Source organism: Corynebacterium callunae DSM 20147, assembly GCF_000344785.1.
Taxonomy (GTDB): Bacteria; Actinomycetota; Actinomycetes; order Mycobacteriales; family Mycobacteriaceae; genus Corynebacterium; species Corynebacterium callunae.
The window spans coordinates 2,526,812-2,546,204 of the sequence record NC_020506.1 but is presented as its reverse complement, the minus strand read 5'-3'; the positions used below and the strand labels follow the sequence as shown (position 1 = coordinate 2,546,204).

The following is a 19,393-nucleotide window of genomic DNA, read 5'->3' as shown; positions in this document are numbered from 1 at the left end:
AGAAAAAGGGTCTTTATCTAAGAATTAGAATTCATAACCGCTAACAAGACCCTCAGTGTTTGGCTTCCAGCCAAGTTCCGGAGCCACGTGCTCAGCAAAATTCTTCAAAATAGAAGCATTAAGCTCCACACCCATTTGGTTAGGCACAGTGAGCATCAAGGTATCAGCCTCCATGACCGCGCGGTCATTCTTCAGCTGATCGATAAGCTCATCGGGGCTACCGGCATAGGTACGTCCGAAGGTGGTGCGGGAATCATCAAGGAAGCCAATCTGATCTCCACCCTGACCTTGTAGACCAAAAAGCTCACGGTCGCGGTCAGTAACAATTGGGAAGACGGAACGAGACACAGACACACGAGGAGTCCAATCGTGTCCGGCTTCCTTCCATGCAGCACGATAAAAGGCGATCTGATCAGCTTGCAGATCACCAAAAGCCTGTCCCGTTGCTTCTGCGACCAGGGTGGAGCTCATGAGGTTTACACCATCGCGAGCAGCCTGTTCGGCAGTGCTGTGGGAGCCTGCACCCCACCAAATGGATTTACGCAGGTCAGGATCATGTGGGAAAACAGGCAATGGAGTACCTGGGGTGTAAAGGCGTGGATACTGGTTTTCTGCAGCAACAGCCATCCCATAACCATCGATGGCATTAAGGAACCGCTGGAACTTTTCACGAGCCATACCAGCAGCCTTGGGGTCATCGCCGCCGTCATAACCGAAGGCTTCCCAGCCCTTTTCAGCTGGCTCGGGTGATCCCCTGGATACTCCCAATGCCACTCGACCGTCAGCAAGCAGGTTCAAAGCTGCTGCTTCCTCCGCGAGATGGAGAGGAGATTCATAGCGCATATCAATTACACCGGTACCGACCTCAATGTGCTTGGTGGCGCCAACAATGGCACCCAAAAGCGGCATGGGGGAAGCACCTTGCGGGGCGAAGTGATGCACGCGGAAATAGGCGCCATTAACACCCATGGCGTCTGCTTTCTTTGACAGCTCTAATGCTTGTTTCAGCATGGAGCGTTCATGACCAATTTGATAATGGCCAAAACTTAAAAATCCAAATGCCTTCATGGTTTGAACCTTTCCACTATTTCTATGACATGTCAACTAAAATTGTAGTGCAGAAATTCCATCGCGAAATACCTGCAGGTTTTCGTCGAAAAGCGTTAAAGGCCGAGCCGCTCGGCGGTGGCTTTGCCGGCAATGCGGCCCGCGCGGGTGGCGCCGATGGTGGATGCCGTGGAGCCATACCCGACAAGCAGGACGCGACGGTCGGCGGTGGGGCTGACCTCATCGCTGAGCTCGATGCCGCGGCCTGAACCGGTGCCGCGCAATTTCATGGGTGCTAAATGGCGCAAGGCTGCGCGGAATCCGGTATTCCAAAAAATGACATCAACATCTACTTCGGTGCCGGCAGGGTAAGGGTCCCAACTTTGTGGGACTGCCAGCGTTGAACCTGCTGAGGGGCCCAAGCCTTGGGAGATATGGGTGTGGGGTTCGCCAAAAACCACGCCAGTGGGAGTGATCTCATCAAACATGCCATGGCTGACAATCAGGCCACGCTCCACACCTGCCAAATAATCGGGAAGTTGTGGAATGCCAGTAGTGCGCACCACGCTGACCGGGGCTTTGCCGGAATAGGTGCGCTCACGCACTGCCTTTTCCACCGCCAAGCCCCAGCCGGCGTCAAATTCGCGGCTGGTGAAGTTTGGTGGACGACGAGTTGCCCAGACGGTATCGGCAATTCTTTCAAGCTCCAGCAGAAATTGCACGGCACTTAAACCACCGCCAACTACTAGCACTTTTTGGCCGGAAAAGTCCTCAGCCTTGTGATAACCCGCAGTATGTAATTGTTTGCCTTGAAACTTATCAATGCCGTGGATATAAGGCACATAAGGATTAGTCCAGGTGCCCGTGGCATTTAGTACAAAACGAGCCTGCCATTCGTGACCATCTTTGGCTTCAATTTTTAGAGGCGAGGTGGGGTCAGTGTCATCGGTGGGGGAGACCTTTGTGACCTGGACTGGACGGACCACCTGGAGATCAAATTCCTGTTCATAGGAATTGTAATATTCGGTGACTAATTTTGAAGCGGGGATGGCAGGGTCGGGGCACGTCATGGCAAGGCCGGGGAGATCGGCAATGCCATGCGCCTTGCCGAGAGTTAGGGAATCCCAACGGTGACGCCAGGCGCCACCGGGGCCTTTATTGGAATCGAGGACGAGGAAGTTGATGCCGGGCTTAAGGTTGCGACGGGCAAGCTCATGAGCGGCTGCAAGTCCGGCCTGACCTGCGCCAATGATGATTGCATCATAGATACTTGACATGTCAACAATCGTAACAGGGATTCCTTGATATGTTAAGGGAATGTGGAAGAAATGGATCGCTCGACTAAAGTCACTGTTTTTTTCAACAATTCGAAACTTATATGCGGGGAATCAAATAGATTCTTCGCTTCGAGCTTAGATGGAAGGAAGTGTTTTGGGTATGGAATACACACCGTACAGTTTGATCTTGGGTGTGGGGTGGATCTCGGGCTTAATGCTTATCGGCAGCATTATGCGACGCAAGATTCCTTTTTCCAGACCTTGCTTATTCCTTCCTCTATTACAGCTGGTTTGATTGGCATGATCCTAGGTCCTAAAGTTCTGGGCTTTATTAGCTGGTCTGAGCATATTTCCACCTACACCACCGTACTTATTGCCATTGTTTTTGCGGCGATGCCATATTCCATGAAATTTGACCGTGGTGTGCGCAGCGGTGTGAAAACAATGTGGGCTTTTTCTACTGCCATGTTTGTCGGCCAATGGGGTCTATTTATTCTGCTCGGCATTTATCTCTTTGAACCAGTATGGGGCACTGAAGACTGGTTTGGCATGATGCTGCCAGTTGGCTTTGTGGGTGGATTTGGAACCGCAGCGGCAGTAGGAACTTCCCTGGAAGCTGCTGGTGCGGAAGCTGCAATTTCCTTGGGCTTCACCTCGGCAACTGTGGGTACTTTTGCGGCGATTGTTGGTGGCATTATCTTCACCACCTGGGGAATCAAAAAGGGTAAAACCTCAGCAATGCCTGCGCAATTGCCATGGGATTTGCGCTCTGGATATATCGATAAACTCGGCGAGCGTCCCTCAATTGGTAAGGCCAGTACCAACCCTTCGGCTATTGAACCGCTGGCGCTGCATGCCGGAATCATCTTCTTTACCGTAGCTATTGCCTATGCCATTAATGGTTGGCTCAAAGAGCTTTCCCCTCTGTGTCCATTCCACTATTTGCCATGTCCTTTGTGGTGGGCATTGCGGGCATGGCGCTCATGCGCCTGCTGAAAAAGCCAGATTACTTGGATCGAGAGACTGTAAATTCAGTTTCCGGTGCAGCAACTGATTACCTCATTGCCTTTGGTATTGCCTCCATTGCACCTGCTGCCATTGCGGATTATTGGATTCCGCTGGTGGTGCTCTTTGTGATTGGTGTTGTCTACTGTTGCTTCTTTTTCTTCTGGGTGGCACCACGCTTCTTTGGTGAAAAGTGGCTGGAGCGCGCGGTCTTTGGTTGGGGCTGGGCAACAGCTGCAGTGGCAACCGGCATTGCGCTGCTCAAGATCGTGGATCCAAAACTTAAATCCGGCACGCTTAATGAATACGGCGTGGCCTACATTGGCTTTGCTCCCTTTGAAATCGGAATGACAATTATTGCGCCAATTGCGGTTATTGGTGGATTTAGCATGGGACTTGGCTGGGTCGCGCTGCTGTTGGCAGTTGTAATTATGGTTTTGGTGTGGGCTCTTAAATGGTTGCCGGAACGTGGACATGTTCGTGGACATGTTCGTGCTCAGGGCACTCCATTAGAAGTTGAATAAGAAACTCTCCTGAGTGATCCCAGGTGCAAAGCTTCGGCTATGCAGCTGGGATTTTGTTATTTAAAGCGCCTTTAGCATCGGGGTTGCGTCGAAAAGCGCAGTATTGCGCGGAAAATGCCAGGCTACGTGCGCTGTGTGCCTTGATTGCCACCGGGTTGGGCAGCTGGCGACTAGTTTGGGGGATGACCCTGATGCTAAAACTTGAACAATTGCTTAAGATTGATTCGAGTCCACTCAAGTTTGCTGAAAAAATTTTTAAAGTTTTTCACCTTGAGTGGAACAGGCTCAACTATTTATGCGTTATAATTAGTAGAGAAGCAAAAAATAGGCGTTTACCTGTATTGATAAAGGTTGGCGCCTGAAAGAGAAAGGGCAATGACATGAGTTCATTCAATCCAACCACCAAAACCAATGAGGCACTCCAGGCTGCGCTGCAACAGGCATCTGCTGCCGGAAATCCTGATATTCGTCCCGCCCACCTGCTTGCTGCCATCTTGGAACAAGCTGATGGTGTGGCCTCCCCAGTGCTCACCGCTGTAGGTGTTGACCCTAAGGCTGTCCTTGCGGAAGCAAAGCGCCTGGTAAGCACTTATCCCAAGGCTTCGGGCACTAATATGGCCAACCCTAACTTCAATAGGGATGCGCTTAATGCCTTTACCGCTGCGCAGGAACTAGCGGGCGAGCTCGGTGATGAATATGTCTCCACTGAGGTGCTTTTGGCAGGTATTGCGCGCGGTAAATCTGATGCCGCAGACGTACTTAAAGCTAAGGGTGCAACCTATGATGCGATCAAGGCTGCGTTCCCATCCGTGCGTGGTTCCCAGCGTGTGACCACCCAGGATCCAGAAAGCCAGTTCCAGGCTTTGGAGAAGTACTCCACTGACCTAACCAAACTCGCTCGTGAGGGCAAGATTGATCCGGTAATTGGCCGTGACCAGGAAATCCGCCGCGTGGTGCAGGTGCTGAGCCGTCGTACCAAGAACAACCCAGTGCTGATTGGTGAACCAGGCGTTGGTAAAACTGCCATCGTCGAAGGCCTGGCACGCCGCATTGTGGCAGGGGATGTCCCAGAATCACTCAAGGGCAAGACACTGATCAGCCTGGACCTTGGTTCCATGGTTGCCGGTGCTAAATACCGTGGTGAATTTGAGGAGCGTCTCAAGGCTGTGCTTGATGAAATCAAGGGAGCCAATGGTGAAGTAATTACCTTTATTGATGAGCTGCACACCATTGTGGGTGCCGGTGCTTCCGGTGAATCCGCAATGGATGCCGGCAATATGATTAAGCCACTGCTAGCCCGTGGTGAACTCCGCCTGGTTGGTGCCACCACCTTGAATGAGTACCGTAAGTACATCGAAAAGGATGCTGCCCTGGAACGTCGTTTCCAGCAGGTTTATGTAGGTGAGCCTTCGGTAGAAGATGCCATTGGTATTCTGCGTGGACTTAAAGAACGTTATGAAGTCCACCACGGTGTTCGCATTCAGGACTCTGCACTGGTTGCCGCAGCTGAGCTTTCCAACCGCTATATCACCAGTCGCTTCCTCCCAGACAAGGCAATTGACCTGGTAGATGAGGCAGCATCTCGTCTGCGCATGGAAATTGATTCCTCTCCGCAGGAAATTGATGAACTTGAGCGTGTGGTGCGTCGTCTAGAAATTGAGGAGGTTGCACTAAGTAAGGAATCCGACGCTGCCTCCAAGGAACGTTTGGAGCGTCTGCGTTCAGAGCTAGCCGATGAGCGTGAAAAGCTCTCCGAGCTCAAATCACGTTGGCAGAATGAAAAATCTGCCATTGATGATGTGCGCGGAATTAAAGAAGAGCTGGAAGCACTGCGTTCTGAATCCGATATCGCTGAACGTGAAGGAAACTATGGCCGCGTAGCCGAACTGCGCTATGGCCGCATTCCCGAGCTGGAAAAGCAGATTGAGGAAGCAGAAAACAAAGTGGGAGTTAATGAAAACTCCATGCTGTCTGAGGAAGTTACCCCAGATACCATCGCTGAGGTTGTTGCCGCCTGGACCGGTATTCCAGCCGGCAAGATGATGCAGGGTGAAACCGAGAAACTGCTGGACATGGAGCGTGTTTTGGGCAACCGCGTGGTTGGCCAAAAGGCTGCGGTGACTGCAGTTTCTGATGCGGTGCGCCGAGCACGTGCCGGTGTTGCTGATCCTAACCGTCCTACCGGTTCCTTTCTCTTCCTGGGACCTACCGGTGTGGGTAAGACGGAGCTGGCCAAGGCTGTTGCAGAATTCCTCTTTGATGATGACCGCGCCATGATTCGCATTGATATGTCGGAATATGGCGAGAAGCACTCGGTTGCTCGTCTGGTCGGTGCCCCTCCGGGATATGTCGGCTACGACCAGGGTGGTCAGCTCACTGAGGCCGTGCGCCGTCGCCCTTATACGGTGGTGCTTTTCGATGAAGTAGAAAAGGCTCACTCTGATGTCTTTGACATTTTGCTGCAGGTTCTTGATGAAGGTCGCTTAACCGATGGCCAGGGCAGGACTGTTGATTTCCGCAATACCATCTTGATTTTGACTTCCAACCTCGGTGCCGGCGGTACCAAGGAGCAGATGATGGACGCTGTTAAGCGTGCATTTAAGCCGGAGTTCATCAACCGTCTTGATGATGTGGTCATCTTCGATCCACTATCTGAGGAGCAGCTGCGCAGCATTGTTGACATCCAGATTAAGCAGCTGGGAGAGCGTCTTTCCAGCCGTCGCCTGAACCTGCGCGTTAGCGATAGTGCCAAGTCTTGGCTGGCAGAACGCGGTTATGACCCAGCTTATGGTGCTCGTCCACTGCGTCGCCTCATCCAGCAAGCCATCGGCGATGCGCTGGCCAAGGAACTCCTGGCCGGTGAGATCCGCGATGGTGACGGGGTGCTTGTCGACGTCGCCGACGGTGGTCAGAAACTCGAAGTTTCTCGGGCGGCCTAAGGCAGGTGCCAAAACGGGAAAAGCTACGCATTCCGCTTGATATTCCAGGAGTGGAATCCGAAGAAGTCAGTGTGGAACCGCTTGCGGAGGGCTACTACCTAGTAGTCACCCTCCCGGCGGTTGCCCGCGACTGCGCCTTAGGCGACGTGGTGCGGGCGCACCGCGTGGATGAAGTGCTGGAATTTCACAGCGTGGCAGTTGCCGGTGGCAACAAAACCCTCAGAGTGCTTGTCGACGCAATCGCTGCAACACATGTTCAAGTGCAATTAGAAGCATTGGGTCTATACGTGGAAGCACCAATGTCAGAAATGCTCACTGTAAATATCGCGCCGGATTCCCCATCCCATGGTTTGGAAATCCTATTGGATAGCCTTCATACCGAGGGAATTATCTACCGCGCGCTTTAACTATGTGGTGCTTGCCGCCTCAGCTATGTCTTGGCTCGAGGTGGCATAGTGCTCACTGAGCTTGCGATAAGAACGCGACATAAACGCCAGCAGCACCACAACCAGCATGATCACACCAGAGATAAAGAACATCAAGGCCATGCCACGGGCATTACCCTCGCCCAAAATAGTGCCCCAGATGGAGTTTGCACCAGCGCCCTGCATCCACGGAATTAAGTAGGCATCCGCAATGATGGCCACAACCACTGTGGAAAGCGGATTGGCAGCCATTTCCACCGCCATGGCTAAGCCAAAAACTCGACCCTGTTGGCGGAAGGGGACAACGCGTTGGAGGATGGTTTGTTCTGCGGCTTCGGCAGCCGGGGTAATAACCATGAAGATGAAAATACCCAGCACATAGAGCCACCACCATTCGCGGATGGCAAAAAACATGCCGACAAAAGACACCCCAACATTGACCAACAACAAGGTGCGCACCGGGTTCTTACCTAGACCGGTTTTGGAAATTAAGCCACCGCCTATCACAAAGCCTAAGCTGCTCAGGCCTAGCATCAGACCCCACACTTGCGGGCTAAAAAGCTCCAGGCCGTAGGGATCCATCAGCGCGGAGTACACGCCACCGATTAGGTTATTAAAAGAAGCAAAAAGCACTAGCGCCAAAAGTCCCGGCACGCTCAAAATAATTTTCATTGAGCCTTTTAGATCAATTCCTTTGGACACAATGGAGAGATCGCTGGCCGGGTTAGGAACTGCCACTTCACCGTCTTCTGCGGTGGTAGCTGCTTGTACCGCAGCCTGCGCATCGTCGTGGGAGATAATTTCCGGCTCGGCAATTTTGATGGGCAGCAGGTGGATAAGTGCCACCAAAGACAATCCCACACAGATCCACATGGTGGCCTCCATGCCGAGGAAACCAATGGCAGAACCCGCAATCACACTGGTGACCAAAAATCCCACGCCTTGCACGGCACCGACTAGACCATTTGCCTTATCGCGTTCTGCTTCTGGAACTAACAAGGTCACCACTGTGGAGAGAGCAATATTGCGCATATGTTCCACGATGGAACCGATAATGATAAAGCTCATAAAGAACCACAAGGGCACATAACTGGTGCTCAACTGGGAAGTATCCATCCACAACACCCACACCACGGCGCTCAACACATAAAAGAGCAAAGTGATGATGGAGGAGAAAACCATCACCGACTTTTTGCGATTATGGTCCACGACAGTGCCAAAGAAGATGGAGCTTAACGCGATAAGACCCATATACACGCCACTGACAATGCCAGTGAGGGCAGCGTCATGGGTTTCCAAATAGATCCAAAAGACCAAAGCGAAAAATAAAAAGCCAGTGGTGATATTAGCGATCATGGTGTTGATCAGGACTTTGTGAAAGGTCTTCACAAGGGGCCTCCGAAAGGTGGGGAGCAAAGCTAATAATTATAAATTAGCTGTTTGTTTCTTGCTAAAATATACGGCACAGCAGAGTTGGGCCAGGTAGGCAAACCTCCGAGTTTCCAAAGAACGGTCAGTGAAACTTAGGAAAAAGCGAGCCATTAGCATTATTAAGTGTGAAAATCGATGAACTCATTGCGCTTGCAGCCGAACAACCAACGCGCATCTCCCGGCGATCCGGGGTTTCTCGATCCACCCTAAAAAGAGTGGGGGATAAAACCAGTGAACCCACCTTGTCCACACTCCGCGAAGTTGCCTTAGCTTTAGGTCTGGATTTGGATGTGGCAGCGGTGCCAGCCTCGGATCCCTATGCCGTTGCAGCAGCACGAACCCTTATTGATGATGCCCTTCCGGAAGATCCTCAAGACGACAATATTGTCGCTTGGCTGGATCGCTTTGCACGCTGGAATATCAACGATCCTTTGACCTTGGTGGCAGAGGCCGGCATTCTACAAGGCATAAACAATCGCAATGGAGCTCAGTATTTCCACATTGAGGCCTTACCATTAGCTACCTTGCCACAGTTTTTTATTGGAGAGAATCTGGCGTGGGCAATCTCGGGAGCGGCTGCTGCCTCTGTAATTATGGGCAGGGAAGTGGCAGGACCCACTGTTATTTGGCATGAGGGTATTGCGGAGTTAGCCGATGCCGGATTTGGCCAAAAAGTCACAGATCCTGCGCAAGCAAATGTTATTTTTGTGCCTATCGGAGCAACTGAACTGGTGGGCAGTTTTGCACAAGATGGCTTAAATTTTGTAGCGCCAGTGCAATTAGTTATTGATCTGCACAGCTTGCGCCTTTTTGAAGCCGCGGAATTCCTTACCCAAAGCTGGCAGAATTAGGGCGAAAAGCGCTACTTCTGCACAAGTGGATAAATACGCATAGGCTCATTAATCATGACAGTGTTGATGCACCCAACTGCCCTTGCTGAATCAATCCACGCTGGTAATAAACTCACCGTCCTCGCTTCTTTTTGGGCGCCGATTGAAGGTGCCGGACGTACCATTTTTTGTTCCGAACACATTCCCACCTCTATCTTTTGTGATCCTGCAACTGAACTAGCAGGCATTCCTTCTTCCGCTGATGGCCGCAATCCACTGCCCACAATGGCGCTGCTGGAGCGTTCTTTCCGACACTGGGGTCTGAACACCGATCGTGACATTGTGGTTTATGACCAAGGCCGTGGCCTTTATGCTTCTCGTGCTTGGTGGGTCCTGCGGTGGGCTGGCATGCCAAATGTGTCATTTCTTGATGGTGGCTTTCAAAAATGGGAAGACCACAACCTCGGCCATGCAGGTGGACCGGGAAATTTCCCACATTTTTGCAATGTTCGCCCCAACCCCGGACAAATGCCGGTATCCAACATTGATGATGTAAAAAACCACGAGGGTATTTTGATTGATGCCCGTGACGCGGACCGTTTTGCGGGACGTCGTGAAATGTTGGACCTTAAAGCCGGTCATATTCCAGGCGCGATAAATGTGCCAGCACGCTCTTTGCTTAATGCGGACAATACTTTTAAGACCCCGGAAGAAATTCGGAATATCTTTGCAGCAATCGGCGTAGAAAGTGGCGAGAACGTCATTGTTTACTCCGGTTCAGGCAACCACTCCTCCCAAGTTTTATTGGGAATGGAGCACGCTGGAATCACTGGCGCATCTCATTATTTTGCTGGTTGGTCGCAGTGGAGCGCCAATCCACGTAACCCTGTGGAGTCCTAAACCTCGGTTTGTACACCAACAGCCAGTAAGGTGTCAGGTGTGATGGAAACTCTGGTGTTGGTCTTTGCCGTCTTAATCCTGATGGCTGGTATTGCTCTATGGCGTACAGATACCGCAAAGCGCGGTGGCGCCACGCGTTCTGCTGCAGTGGCAGAGGTGGATTCCGCATATGAGGAAGACACTTTTGAGGATTCTCCAGCAGCAGCTGAATTCGTAGAAGCTGAGCCTGTGGCATCTAAGCCGCAGGCCTGGGATGAAACTGCACCGCAGCCAATTGTGCGCGATGAGGCAGCTCAGGCACCGCAAGAACAGCCAGCGCGCCGGGCTGCTGAGCCTGATCGCGCAGCTGATTTTTATGAAGATGATGCTGAAGAGCTAGATACTGCAGCTGAAGCTGATTTAGCGGCAGTCCCTGAGGTAAGTGCTGCGCAATTTGAGCAAGCGGAGGAAGCTCCGGCTCCCGCACCTATTCCACCGGCAGCAGAACCCCTTGAAACGGTAGAGCCCGCTGCCACGCTGGATGAGGAGCAGCGGGGCGTCGAAAAGCACTCTTTTTTGAATTCTTTGCCCGGCTCCCAGCGCCGCGAACGCAAGCACTGGGCTGCGCGCCACAATTTTGACTTTATTAAAGAAGACGCTTTCTTAACTGATGAGTGGTCACGCGGAGCGGCCTCAACCGGAGCGGTGGCCCGCGATGTAGTCAGCGGAATGGCTGCTGGTTACGAAACCCATTTGGTCGATCTAGCTGGGGTTCCGGTGATGGCGATGCGTCGTGGCACCAACTCGGAGTTGGTTATTGATGCTCGTCGTGGGGAGCCAGCGGCGGATGTTGCGCGCGAGGAGTCTGAAGACCTCGTAGAAATTGCCAATGTTTCAGAGTTTCGCCTGCTCAGTAATGATGCCGGTGTAGCTCAGCGATTTGTGGATGAACGTGTTTTGGCAGCTTTTGAAGCCATGCCAGAGGCAGTTACCGCTGTATGGCTGGAATCTGAATGGGTGCTGGCAGAGACCATTAAGGGCTCAACGGCGGAGGATTGGGAAGAGATTTTACATCCTTTAGCACTGCTCACCGATGCTTCCTTTACTTTGCCCCCACGTTCTTTTGACAAGGTGGAGGCGGATTTGAAGCTGCTTGAACCAACGCGTTTGAAGCCCACTGCACCCCCAAAACCAGAGCACACCATTGAGCCTGCGGAAGCCGATCTTTCCCAGCCACTGGTGATTCGCCCGGAGGAGCCTTTGCAGATGCCGGTGCGCGGACATCAGGAAAGCCGGGGAGTAGTTGAGCCACGTTCTTTGGGTGCTGATGCTGTGGAGTCCATCGCAGATGGCAGCCCACAAACACCTTCAGACCTTTATGGCACGCGGGTAGTGCGCGATCTTAATGGCAAGTCCTCCATCTTTGAGGATTCGCCAGAGAGCAATGAACCTCCACAGCCTTGGCAGTCCTAAGGCCTGCAGGCTAGTGCCTGCAAGTAAGGCGCGCAGGTTTAAAACTTAAGTGGTGGCAGGTTGTGTCCACCCCAGCCTCTATGCTGGAACACGAGTTTAAAAAGAATTCTGGGATCTATTAGAAGGGAAGGCCTTGGATGTCTGCTCCAAGCATTAATGCTGCCGCTCGTGCTGAGTTGGCGCAGCTTATTAAGGAATTGGCCGTTGTTCATGGAGAAGTTACCCTCTCCTCTGGCAAAAAGGCTGACTACTACATCGACGTGCGCCGCGCTACCCTGCACGCACGTGCATCTCGTCTGATTGGCCAGCTTTTGCGCGAGGCCACCGCCGATTGGGATTATGACGCTGTGGGCGGTCTGACCTTGGGTGCTGATCCTGTCGCCACCGCAATCATGCATGCAGATGGTCGCGATATCAACGCTTTTGTGGTCCGCAAAGAGGCTAAAAAGCACGGTATGCAGCGTCGCATCGAAGGCCCAGACCTAACTGGCAAGAAGGTGCTCGTGGTGGAAGATACCACCACCACCGGAAATTCCCCGCTCACCGCAGTTGCTGCCTTGCGCGCTGAGGGCATTGAGGTTGTCGGCGTGGCCACCGTGGTTGACCGTGCTACCGGCGCCGATGAGGTTATTGCTGCTGAGGGCCTGCCATACCGTAGCCTTTTGGGTCTTGAAGATCTTGGACTCAAGTAACACCCCAGGCCCCACCGAGTGGGGCGAAAGCCGCGTGGGTAAAGGTCCTTGGGAAGAGGAAAACCCCGGCGTACCTCGGCCTACAGACCCGCTTTTCGACGAAACCCTGCTCACCGAGGGTGATCGCCGCAATGTGGTTGATGCCTATCGATATTGGACTCGCGAAGCGATTGTCAATGATATTGACACCCGCCGTCATCCTTTGCATATTGCTATCGAAAATTTCGAAAACGATGCCAATATCGGCACGGTAGTACGCACTGCCAATGCCTTTGCCGTGGATACAGTGCACATTGTGGGCCGACGTCGCTGGAATCGTAGGGGTGCTATGGTCACTGACCGTTATCAGCACTTGATGCATCACCCAGATGTGGAATCCCTATTGGCCTGGGCAATCCACAATGATCTCACCGTGGTTGCCATTGATAACACCCCAGGTTCAATTCCTTTGGAAACGGCCACGTTGCCTAAAGAGTGCCTATTGCTTTTTGGTCAGGAAGGTCCGGGAGTTACCGAAGCAGCTCGCGCCGGTGCGCTGATGACTTGTTCAATTGCGCAGTTCGGTTCTACGCGCTCTATTAATGCTGGTGTAGCTGCTGGTATTGCCATGCATGCCTGGATTCGCCAGCACGCTGATCTCTCCCAAGCTTGGTAGCTAAGAGGGGGTAGATTTTAGGGATAGTTTCCGCTTCCGCATTGTTAGTCTTTCGTTATACTTTTGGTGTCTAGTTTGATCTCCAGATCACCCCAGCGAGACTGCATCGGAGCGAAGAAACTTTCAGTGATACACAAATGGGTTAATAGAGCTGATTTGGCGGAATCCGCCATTAACGAGCGCCATGCTGCTCGGGTTTGGGGTCTGCCCCGAACCAACCTCGGGCATGTGGCATGGCCGGCAAACGCCAAAGAAAAACTCTTTATCCACTGGCATTACTGGTGGCAGGCGCATTATCTAGATTGTTTAGTTGATGCAGCCCGCCGCCGCACCACTAAAGCCCGCCGTGATCGCATTCGTGACACTATGCGTGGTATTTCCGTGCGCAACGTTAAAAAGCTGACCACCAATCGTTATTATGACGATAAAGCCTGGTTAGCACTTGCTTTAGGACGCGCAGGGAAAGTGCGCAAAGTTCGTGCACCAAAGTCTCTTGCGCCTTTGGAAACCGATATTGTCGCCGGCATTGATTCCCTTACCGGGGTATTGCCATGGCGTTCTGGAGAAACCTTCTATAACGTGCCCTCCAATGGTCCCGCAGCCATCATGATGGCGCGTACCGGGCGCTTAAAAGAAGCCCGCCAAATTACTGACTGGATCTTCGACACCCTCATTGATGGTGACGGCTTGGTCATGGATGGTCTGCGCATGCGTATGCACGGCCCGGAATTAGTCAGCAATATTCACCCATATTGCCAAGGTGTGGCCCTGGGCGCATGTTTGGAAATTGGCCTCAAGCTGCAGGAACGTGCCGGTGTTAGCGGAACCACCGTGGAGCACTGGAGTGAAGCTGACAAATTGGAAGATGCGCTTCAGTATTATGCGCATATCCATGCTTTGGTTAATGCGGTCTCTCGCAAAATGACAAATTCTGCTGGGGTTATTGACTGGAATACCGGCGATGGAGACGGCGGACTGTTTAAGGGCATTTTGGTGCGCTACCTAGCCGATATAGCCGTGCGTTTGCCGGATGATTCCCCCAGCAACCGCGAAACCAAAAAGCTAGCTGCACGCATGGTCCTTGAATCTGCCGAAAGTGTCTGGAACCACCGTCTTGAAGTTGATGGTCTGCCCGTTTTTGCCACCGACTGGACTACCGATGCCCGTTTGCCGCAAAACTTTGGTCTTAGTTCCTCTGGCCTGAGTGACCTGGTCAGCGTGGTTCGGGTGGATGAACGGGACCTTTCCGTGCAATTGTCCGGTTGGATGCTTATGGAAGCGGCAGCACGAGTGGTGGAAAAACTCGAGGGTAATGAGGGTGAATTCACTGGAAGAGGCCTCTAACCCCATTGGTGTGGGGCATTGACCTGGGGTTTTAAAAGATTCTGCAGTCTCGTGAAAGATCACAGGGCAAAATGCGAGTGATGCAGGCATAATTGACGTTAGGCAGTCATTAAGACCACAGGCCCTGTCTGATCGGAAATGATCGGACATCATCATGTGGACTATGTGGCTCGCACGTTCTGCGCCTGGAAACTTTTCCAAAAGCAGTTCTCATAAACATATTGTTCAGCAACAGTCACCTTTTGGAGGAGACACTCTATGCCTATCGCAACTCCCGAGGTCTACAACGAGATGCTCGATCGCGCTAAGGAAGGCGGCTTCGCCTTCCCAGCCATCAACTGCACCTCTTCGGAAACCATCAACGCAGCTCTTAAGGGCTTCGCAGAGGCTGAATCCGACGGAATTATCCAGTTCTCCACCGGTGGTGCTGAGTTCGGTTCCGGCCTAGCGGTTAAAGACAAGGTCAAGGGCGCAGTCGCTCTTGCAGCATTCGCACACGAGGCTGCCAAGAGCTACGGCATCAACGTTGCCCTGCACACCGACCACTGCCAGAAGGAAGTTCTGGACGAGTACGTTCGCCCACTGATTGCTATCTCCCAGGAGCGCGTAAACCGCGGCGAGCTTCCACTATTCCAGTCCCACATGTGGGATGGCTCCGCTGTTCCAATCGCTGAGAACCTTGAGATCGCTCAGGAGCTGCTGGCTAAGGCTAAGGCCGCCAATATCATCCTTGAGGTTGAAATCGGCGTTGTCGGTGGCGAAGAAGACGGCGTTGAAGCTAAGGCTGGTGCAAACCTTTACACCTCCGCTGAGGACTTTGAGAAGACCATCGACGCAATCGGCACCGGCGAGAACGGCCGCTACCTGCTCGCAGCTACCTTCGGTAACGTCCACGGCGTTTACAAGCCAGGCAACGTCAAGCTGCGCCCAGAGGTGCTCCTCGAGGGCCAGCAGGTTGCTCGCAAGAAGCTTGGTCTTTCTGATGAGGCTCTGCCATTCGACTTCGTTTTCCACGGTGGCTCAGGCTCCGAGAAGGAAAAGATCGAAGAGGCACTGCGTTATGGTGTTATCAAGATGAACGTTGACACCGACACCCAGTACGCTTTCACCCGCCCAATCGTCTCCCACATGTTTGAGAACTACAACGGTGTTCTCAAGATTGACGGCGAAGTTGGCAACAAGAAGGTCTACGATCCTCGTTCTTACATGAAGAAGGCAGAGCAGGGTATGTCCGAGCGCGTGCTTGAGGCTTGCCAGGACCTGCACTCCGTGGGTAAGACCACCGCTAAGTAAGTCATTTCCCCAGCATTTTAGGGATCTAGCTACTTCCAGCCCCCGATTCAGCTCTTGTAGCTGGTCGGGGGTTTGGTGATGGGGGAGTAAAAATGCTTAGAGTTTTAAGAATCGCTAATCTGGGGCAATGCCGAAGAAGAGACTCGGGACAGTTGCGCGCCTGTCTGAGCTAGATAAATCCCTGCGTAATAGGGTGCTGCGGGTACGTTCGCGCCTGTTCTTTATTTTGCATTCCGCCATTGGCGCTGGTGTCGCCTATTTAATTGCTGTTGAAGTGGTGCGCCACACTGAACCATTCTTTGCCCCCATGGCTGCAGTGATCATCCTGGGACTCTCTGGTGGTGATCGAATCAAGAGAGCCACTGAGTTAACACTGGGCTGTTCTTTGGGCGTTGGCCTGGGGGATCTCTTGGTCATGCAAATTGGCACCGGCTATTGGCAAATTTTTGTAGTGGTTGGATTAGCCCTGTTAGTGGCTTCATTTGTGTCACCTGCGCCATTGGTAAGCAACCAAATGGCCATCGGCGGCATCCTCATTGCCACCATCTTCCCACCTGGTAATGGTGGCGGCGTCGACCGCATGGTGGACGCTTTTATTGGTGGCGCAGTGGGTATTTTGGTTATTGCTCTGCTGCCCACTTCGCCGCTTAATGCTGGCCGTCATCAGGTATCCAATGTGTTGGGCATTGCCTCTAGTGTGTTGGATGATGTGGCTGATGCACTCCGTGCCCATGACACCGCCAAACTTAATCAAGCCTTGGATGCCCTGCGTAAATCCCAGGCCTCGGTGGATAAGCTGACCACAGCTGCCTCCTCAGGCAAGGAAATGACCACCATTTCACCTTTCCTTTGGGGTGATAGAGGAAGAATCCGTTCGCTATTTCGCATTTTGGGGCCGGTGGACAACGTGGTCCGCAATTCCCGCGTCTTGGCCCGTCGTGCAGTGGTGCTTACAGAAGATGGCGATAGCGTGAGTGAAGAACAAATTAAGATCATTGAGGAAATCGCAGATATTTCCCTGCATCTCTCTGATCTCTATGAACGCCATAAAGAAATCAGTGAAGCCATTGAAATCCCAGAACTTGTACGTCGTCTCCGCCAACTAGGCAGCCATGTGGGAACAGAAGTAGCGGAAGGAAATGTACTTTCCGCCCAGGTGATTTTGGCGCAGTCACGCTCGATCATCGTGGATCTTTTGCAAATCTGCGGCATGTCCCGCGAATCCGCAGTGGCAGTGCTGGTGCCTACCTCTGATAGTCCCGCATACCCACCAGAGGTGTGGCACGAAGAGGACGAGGTTTAGGGCCGCACAATTTGAAGATCACGCAGGTGCCGGTAGAAAGTAACCCTTTCTACCGGCCTTTTACGTGAGGTGCCGTCAACCTGTACCCGGAGGGACAGGCCGCCAGCCTGCAAAGCTCGCCCCGTCGATAAGCTTTGGGCAATAACGGTGCCGGATTTACGCGGAAAAAGGCCACGGGAGGGCACTGCGCCGGGCAGGGGAGTGTCCATGGTGACAGCGGCGATGCCAGGGGCGTCCAGCATGGGCACCAAGCGGGCTCCGAAAATTCCACGACGGGGAATCTTGGCACTGGCTTCATGGCGGATCTGCACGTGGTCATCCACGATAATCTCACCGGTGATCTCAGCATTATCCCAGTTGGTGATGGTGGCAGCACCTGCGACTGCCACCGCAGCATCGTCACGGATCAGCGGTACTGGACGCACCGGCTGGGTAAGCGCGAAGTTCAAGGCTTCCTGCGGATCGCTGGGCAGTGCCCAACTGGTGGCCGCAATGGACTCCCCCTGTGGCACAAAGCCGATTTCCGCCCACATATTATCCGCCCGCATCAGGCGGGTGAGCACTGCAGAAAGCGCTGCATCAGAACCAATAACTACAATGCGCAAAGGTCGCTCAGGTTTTTGGGGCGCAAATTGCGGGGTGCCAAGGTGTGCCACATCGGGCTGTTTGGCAATGTCATCCAGCGAAGGGGTGGGGTCTACGGGGAGTACATCAAAGGCAGCGTCATCGATCACGCGAAGGTCGCGCCGGGCGGGAATTGTAGGAAGATCATGCACCTCCGGAGGGACTGGAGCGACGGAAAAATCGCTTATTGAAGGGGCATCACAACGCAGGACCACAAGACGCATACCGCAAGCTTAGTATTGCAATGATTAAAAACTATCCATTGGCTAGTAAGATGAAATAACGTCTGTGTGCGCACACGCGTGCATACTCCTACTTCACGGATCGGATGTGACGTAAATCAATGGCTGCAATCGTTATTGTCGGCGCCCAGTGGGGCGATGAAGGCAAGGGTAAGGCCACGGATATTCTCGGCGGACTCGTCGACTACGTGGTTAAGCCCAATGGCGGCAACAATGCTGGACATACTGTTGTGGTCGGCGGTGAGAAGTACGAGCTCAAGCTCCTTCCTGCCGGTGTCCTCTCAGACAGCGCTACCCCAATTCTGGGCAATGGTGTTGTTATCAACCTCGAGGCTCTCTTTGAGGAAATTGATGGCCTAGAAGCACGTGGCGCGGATGCATCCCGCCTGCGTATTTCTGCCAACGCGCATCTTGTTGCTCCTTATCACCAGATCATGGACCGTGTGCAGGAACGCTTCCTGGGCAAGCGTGCCATCGGCACCACCGGCCGTGGCATCGGACCTACCTATGCGGATAAGGTTTCCCGCGTAGGTATCCGCGTGCAGGACATTTTCGACGAATCAATCCTGCGTCAGAAGATTGAATCTGCACTTGATGTCAAGAACCAAGTCTTGGTCAAGATGTACAACCGCAAGGCTGTTGTCGCTGAGGAAATCGTGCAGTACTTCCTCTCCTACGCAGATCGTTTGCGCCCTATGGTCATCGACGCCACCCTGGTGCTTAATGAAGCACTAGACCAGGGCAAGCACGTGCTCATGGAAGGCGGCCAGGCCACCATGCTTGACGTTGACCACGGCACCTACCCATTCGTGACCTCCTCCAACCCCACCGCCGGTGGTGCTTGTGTGGGCTCCGGTGTGGGACCAACCAAGATCACCAGCTCTTTGGGCATCATCAAGGCCTACACCACCCGCGTTGGTGCCGGCCCATTCCCCACCGAGCTGTTTGATAAGTGGGGAGAGTACCTGCAGACCGTCGGCGGTGAGGTCGGAGTTAACACCGGCCGTAAGCGCCGTTGTGGCTGGTACGACTCCGTTATTGCGCGTTATGCTTCCCGCGTAAATGGCTTTACCGATTACTTCCTCACCAAGTTGGATGTGCTCACCGGCATCGGTGAAATCCCAATTTGTGTGGCTTATGACGTTGATGGCGTGCGCCACGATGAAATGCCAATGACGCAGTCCGATTTCCACCATGCTGTCCCAATCTTTGAGACCATGCCTGCTTGGGATGAAGATATCACCAACTGCAAGACCTTCGAAGAGTTGCCACAAAAGGCCCGGGACTACGTCCGCCGCCTGGAGGAACTCTCCGGAGCTCGCTTCTCCTACATCGGCGTGGGACCAGGTCGCGATCAGACCATCGTCTTGCACGATGTATTGGCTAGCTAGGTCCACCTAGACTGCCATG

16 protein-coding genes and 1 pseudogene are annotated in these 19,393 nt (G+C 53.0%); 13 read left to right on the top strand and 4 right to left on the bottom strand.

Annotated elements, in window-relative coordinates:
- Positions 1–24: 24 nt before the first annotated feature.
- Together H924_RS11865 and H924_RS11860 are read right to left on the bottom strand one after the other, a co-directional pair.
- A complete protein-coding gene (locus H924_RS11865; RefSeq protein ID WP_015652201.1) occupies positions 25–1,068 on the bottom strand; it encodes an LLM class flavin-dependent oxidoreductase in 1,044 nt (347 codons plus the stop codon).
- 95 nt (positions 1,069–1,163) lie between these two features.
- Complete coding sequence (locus tag H924_RS11860) at positions 1,164–2,324, bottom strand: NAD(P)-binding domain-containing protein (RefSeq protein WP_015652200.1); 1,161 nt, start codon at positions 2,322–2,324, stop codon at positions 1,164–1,166.
- A gap of 160 nt (positions 2,325–2,484) precedes the next feature.
- Here H924_RS11860 and H924_RS11855 point away from each other — a divergent pair.
- The 4 genes and pseudogenes from H924_RS11855 to H924_RS11840 all read left to right on the top strand — a co-directional run bounded on the left by H924_RS11855 (position 2,485) and on the right by H924_RS11840 (position 7,199).
- Positions 2,485–3,853 (top strand): annotated as a pseudogene (locus H924_RS11855) (sodium/glutamate symporter).
- Between the two features lie 23 nt (positions 3,854–3,876).
- Positions 3,877–4,215, top strand: coding sequence for a hypothetical protein (locus H924_RS11850; protein ID WP_015652199.1), 339 nt, complete (start codon positions 3,877–3,879; stop codon positions 4,213–4,215).
- Positions 4,216–4,233: 18 nt separating this feature from the next.
- Positions 4,234–6,792 carry an ATP-dependent chaperone ClpB gene (gene clpB / locus H924_RS11845; protein WP_015652198.1) on the top strand — a complete coding sequence of 853 codons (2,559 nt, stop codon included), beginning with the start codon at positions 4,234–4,236 and terminating at the stop codon, positions 6,790–6,792.
- A 5-nt stretch (positions 6,793–6,797) separates the two neighbouring features.
- A complete protein-coding gene (locus H924_RS11840; protein WP_015652197.1) occupies positions 6,798–7,199 on the top strand; it encodes a DUF4265 domain-containing protein in 402 nt (133 codons plus the stop codon).
- On the opposite strand, the gene H924_RS11835 is transcribed toward H924_RS11840, so the two are convergent.
- Positions 7,200–8,606 carry an MFS transporter gene (locus H924_RS11835; RefSeq protein WP_015652196.1) on the bottom strand — a complete coding sequence of 469 codons (1,407 nt, stop codon included), beginning with the start codon at positions 8,604–8,606 and terminating at the stop codon, positions 7,200–7,202.
- Positions 8,607–8,773: 167 nt separating this feature from the next.
- Here H924_RS11835 and H924_RS11830 point away from each other — a divergent pair, with 167 nt between their 5' ends.
- The 8 genes from H924_RS11830 (at position 8,774) to H924_RS11795 (ending at position 17,117) form a co-directional block, all read left to right on the top strand.
- The gene (locus H924_RS11830) at positions 8,774–9,499 is read left to right on the top strand and encodes a helix-turn-helix domain-containing protein (RefSeq protein WP_015652195.1); all 726 of its coding nucleotides are present in this window, start codon (positions 8,774–8,776) and stop codon (positions 9,497–9,499) included.
- 54 nt (positions 9,500–9,553) lie between these two features.
- A complete protein-coding gene (locus H924_RS11825) occupies positions 9,554–10,378 on the top strand; it encodes a sulfurtransferase (RefSeq protein ID WP_015652194.1) in 825 nt (274 codons plus the stop codon).
- A 42-nt stretch (positions 10,379–10,420) separates the two neighbouring features.
- On the top strand, positions 10,421–11,830 hold the full coding sequence (locus H924_RS11820; RefSeq protein ID WP_015652193.1) for a type III secretion system chaperone family protein: 1,410 nt from the start codon (positions 10,421–10,423) through the stop codon (positions 11,828–11,830).
- A gap of 137 nt (positions 11,831–11,967) precedes the next feature.
- Positions 11,968–12,522, top strand: coding sequence for an orotate phosphoribosyltransferase (gene pyrE / locus H924_RS11815; RefSeq protein ID WP_015652192.1), 555 nt, complete (start codon positions 11,968–11,970; stop codon positions 12,520–12,522).
- A complete protein-coding gene (locus H924_RS11810; protein WP_029703000.1) occupies positions 12,506–13,177 on the top strand; it encodes a TrmH family RNA methyltransferase in 672 nt (223 codons plus the stop codon). The genes pyrE and H924_RS11810 overlap by 17 nt, the downstream gene beginning before the upstream one ends.
- A gap of 126 nt (positions 13,178–13,303) precedes the next feature.
- Positions 13,304–14,521 (top strand): glycoside hydrolase family 76 protein, encoded by a 1,218-nt coding sequence (locus H924_RS11805; protein ID WP_015652190.1) that lies wholly within the window; start codon positions 13,304–13,306, stop codon positions 14,519–14,521.
- A gap of 258 nt (positions 14,522–14,779) precedes the next feature.
- On the top strand, positions 14,780–15,814 hold the full coding sequence (gene fbaA, locus H924_RS11800; protein WP_015652189.1) for a class II fructose-bisphosphate aldolase: 1,035 nt from the start codon (positions 14,780–14,782) through the stop codon (positions 15,812–15,814).
- A 127-nt stretch (positions 15,815–15,941) separates the two neighbouring features.
- On the top strand, positions 15,942–17,117 hold the full coding sequence (locus tag H924_RS11795) for an FUSC family protein (RefSeq protein ID WP_015652188.1): 1,176 nt from the start codon (positions 15,942–15,944) through the stop codon (positions 17,115–17,117).
- Here H924_RS11795 and H924_RS11790 read toward each other — a convergent pair.
- Positions 17,114–17,965, bottom strand: coding sequence for a hypothetical protein (locus H924_RS11790; RefSeq protein ID WP_015652187.1), 852 nt, complete (start codon positions 17,963–17,965; stop codon positions 17,114–17,116). The genes H924_RS11795 and H924_RS11790 overlap by 4 nt on opposite strands.
- 119 nt (positions 17,966–18,084) lie before the next feature.
- Here H924_RS11790 and H924_RS11785 point away from each other — a divergent pair, with 119 nt between their 5' ends.
- Positions 18,085–19,374, top strand: coding sequence for an adenylosuccinate synthase (locus H924_RS11785; protein WP_015652186.1), 1,290 nt, complete (start codon positions 18,085–18,087; stop codon positions 19,372–19,374).
- Positions 19,375–19,393 lie beyond the last annotated feature (19 nt).